The sequence below is a fragment of the Arenibacter lacus genome (assembly GCF_008711145.1).
Taxonomy (GTDB): Bacteria; Bacteroidota; Bacteroidia; order Flavobacteriales; family Flavobacteriaceae; genus Arenibacter; species Arenibacter amylolyticus.
Genome location: NZ_VVIN01000129.1, coordinates 1 through 3,534, shown reverse-complemented (window position 1 = coordinate 3,534; position 3,534 = coordinate 1). Strand labels below are relative to the sequence as shown.

Annotated in this window: 3 protein-coding genes; all 3 read left to right on the top strand. The window is 42.3% G+C overall.

What is annotated here, in order from left to right:
- Positions 1 to 449 precede the first annotated feature (449 nt).
- Genes F1E73_RS16625 through F1E73_RS16615 form a run of 3 tightly spaced genes read left to right on the top strand, consistent with a single transcriptional unit; the run spans position 450 to position 3,332 of the window.
- On the top strand, positions 450 to 2,774 hold the full coding sequence (locus F1E73_RS16625) for a hypothetical protein (protein ID WP_150452609.1): 2,325 nt from the start codon (positions 450 to 452) through the stop codon (positions 2,772 to 2,774).
- 2 nt (positions 2,775 to 2,776) lie between these two features.
- Positions 2,777 to 3,055 (top strand): DUF1360 domain-containing protein, encoded by a 279-nt coding sequence (locus tag F1E73_RS18145; protein WP_150452610.1) that lies wholly within the window; start codon positions 2,777 to 2,779, stop codon positions 3,053 to 3,055.
- A gap of 7 nt (positions 3,056 to 3,062) precedes the next feature.
- Positions 3,063 to 3,332 (top strand): hypothetical protein, encoded by a 270-nt coding sequence (locus F1E73_RS16615; RefSeq protein ID WP_150452608.1) that lies wholly within the window; start codon positions 3,063 to 3,065, stop codon positions 3,330 to 3,332.
- The last annotated feature ends 202 nt before the right edge of the window (positions 3,333 to 3,534 follow it).

The following is a 3,534-nucleotide window of genomic DNA, read 5'->3' as shown; positions in this document are numbered from 1 at the left end:
AAACGACAAGACAGGACCAAGGGCTCCATGCCAAGTATCGGATTGCTAGCCACCTGTATGATTTTATAAGGACAGATTATGAAGCAAACTATACACCCCATAAGGTTGTATAGCACCCGTAAAAAAGTCAAGACGCCCAATTAAAAATTTTCAGAAAATTACGAGCTATACAGTATATCCCCCTATTTATACAAAACCGTTTCCCTAGGTCTTAAATCTTAGTTACTTTTAAATATTAAAACTCCTCCCGTAGCACCAATATTTAGCACTAATAAAATAGCCAAAGGCATTTTCTGTGCTGAAGACAATTAAATTACCACCAATACTTCCCACAACTCCCCTCACAAGTTATACCTGTTGATAATCAACTTCTAAGTGAGATGATCAATAACGAACATGGAGTTAGCCGAAAATCCGATTCTAGAGTAGGCAAACAAAATATATAAGCCATGACAATTTCAATGCAAGGCAACTGGACGGTTGCCGTAAAATCTAAAAGCGCATCTTATCCCCAACGTTTTGTGATTCAAGGTGCCAACAGCGGTAATGGGAGTCACTCTGGAACTAACGACACATCCGTTAGTGTTACCGGAACCCAATGGTCCATAAGCATACAAAACGATCCCGGAACGGGATGGCAGGCTTCAGAAACTCAACTTAAGTTTCCTGTAAAAACTGGAAGTAATTACGTTTTTGACATACACTCCAACGATGCTGGGGGCGATTCGGACTATAACGATTTAATCCTTACATGTTCTACTCCAGTAAACGTAAACGACTTTATAATCTTTGGCAACGTTACCCTGTATGGTGGCCGTTGTATTTTTAACCCTTGCCGAAGGTTTCCATGGGTGATTGAGACACACCCCGCATTAGAAAGGGCACTAAAAAACCCCTTATTATCCGATTATATAAAAACACATTACCCGGAGAGGGTACCCTTAGATCCTGAAGGTCCGGTAACCTTGAGGAAGGAGAACTATTTTAAACCAATGGTATTAGATCTTAGCGGAGAAGCCATGAAGCCCAATACTACCCTTGCTTATCGGCGTACCGAAGGCAAAAAGGACGCTTCTAAAAGTAAGAAAATCTTAGAGGCTAATTTTTCGGAATCAAAATTTGAATTAATTAATTCCTCTGCTAGTATTGAAAATCGCACTACGGCATTATCTAAAGATCGTTTACAATTGATAGAGAGTATTGAAGGGCTCTTTTTCTCATGCACTACCAACCCGGGATCTAACCTTACCCTTTCCTTTGAAGAATATGACCGCACCGCCGCCGAACTTATGGGTGGCACCTATACAGGAACCGGGAATCGAACCCTACTAGGCGACACTATTACCGACATGAATGGAAATTATATATTTAAATTTAGCTTTGATATGACCGTTCCAGGTTTGGAGGATGCCCAAGATATTGCTCCAGGAGAAGATGTGAATACCATCATTTTCCCCGATGTCATCGTCAAAATAGTAGACTTTGCACCCTATCAGGTACTTTATGAAAGTGCTCCATTCTATAACATTCCCAATCTAAGACGAATTAACCTATGTCTCCCAGAATCCATTCTACCGAAAGATTCTCCCACCTGCTTTAATGGCAACCTCATTGGCAGCTTAGGCAATGTATTTATTGGAGGAGACCAGAATAGCACGGGATCGTTCTCACCAACCAATTTAACTAGATATGGAAACTCCAATTATCTAGAGCCTAGCGGTATCATCTCCGTAGAGAGTCCACTAGCTGGTTTTGGGGTGCAATGTGCTGCTTGGAGAGGAACCATTGACATGAAGGGCTGTATGTACGATGCTACTAAAAGTGCTGCCGATAATAAGATTAAATGGTATACCATTCGCATCCGCAGGGCAGGAACTTCTTCCTGGGTTTACGTAACTCAAAACTATAAACACCCTAAATATTCCAACAGGAACCTTCCCAATTACATTGGCGATGATGTAGGTCCATTTTATCCAGACCCAGGGAGCACATTGGACGGCTCCATTCCTGCATACAAAAACATTCAACGTGAAATATTTGTGGATGGCGAAGACTGGGAGTTTTCCAACCTCAGTAGGTATATGCGATTGAATACGCTTTTGCACGACATAATTTCGGGGGAACGCACCCCCGGCAGGTTCTTCCTTCGGGTAGATGGTTATGATACTAATGGAGCACATGTAAGCGGAGCAACGGATTTGATTGCGCTTTTCATACACAATAAGGAACTTAACTTTGCCATGACAACCCCCACTTTTAACGATCCATCAATAATAAATGTGAGCTGTGGTTTGTTCCATCTTACAGATTCCCAACTAAAGACCCCCATTACCTTCACCTTTAAAGCAACCGAAAACTATGAGTATGTGAATGAATATGGAGTTTTGGATAGTCGCGGATTTGTAGACAACTACCACTTAACTATAGGAAGATGTCCAAGTTCTACTATCACTTTAACTTCTAATCTTGGAGGAGACATTACCTTTTCAGGAAGCGACCTCTTATCTTCCGGAGAGAATGCTAGCAACATAAGACATGGATGTCCGGGATATACCGGCACCCAAGATGACTATATGACCTCCAATGCGGTAGGCGTACAGATAGAACCTACCCCGTCTGGACCAGGATGGATACTAACCGCTGATGGAGAGACTTTCTCCGTCTATACTTTTGGCCTAACCGCAAACCAACGGGTGACCAACGGTTATAACAACGGATTATCTGGAACCTATAGGGCTTCGGGGAGAATTATGATGGAATATTTAGCGCCGTGAATATGGTGAGCCCCTCTGGTTTTATTCTTTGCACGCTCGCCGTTTGGCGTATAGGACACCTGCTGTCTCAGGAAGACGGACCATTTGAGCTAGTTATTAAATTTAGAAAACGATTGGGGCAAAGCTTTTTAGGGGCCTTGCTAGACTGTTTTCATTGTGTAACACTATGGATAGCTATACCATTTACTCTGCTATTAGCAGACACATGGCTACATGGAATAATTATTTGGTTGGCACTCTCCGGAGCGGCTTCAATTTTATTTAAACTAACCGAAAAATAGTATAACAATGGGGTGCTGTGGTGAAAAAAGACGGGCTTGGCAGAAGAACATTCGAAAACAGTCAAGCAAAAATAAGCCTCCCGAGGAAATCCAAGGAGGTATTTCGGAAAGACCTCCCCAAGTCTTTGAAAGCCTGGAAAACAACAGCTTAATACTAAAAGGGGCTGTTACGGGCAAAACTTATTTTTTTAAAGGCAAGGGACATCGACTTACAATCGATTTTATGGATGCCTATGGCATGCAGGCCGAACCGTTTATAAAAAAGGTGGCCAAATGAACACCTCCCTTTCTCTTACAGCTTATCCACAATTTTTGCATAAACACAACAATTGGTCATGATCCCATGATCCCTCAGAACTTCCAAAATGTTGTACCTATGTTGTACCCGAACGAAAAAAGCCGACTCTTAAAAGTCGGCTTTCCCTTTGTGCAGGCGGAGAGACTCGAACTCTCACACCTCGCGGCACTAGATCCTAAGT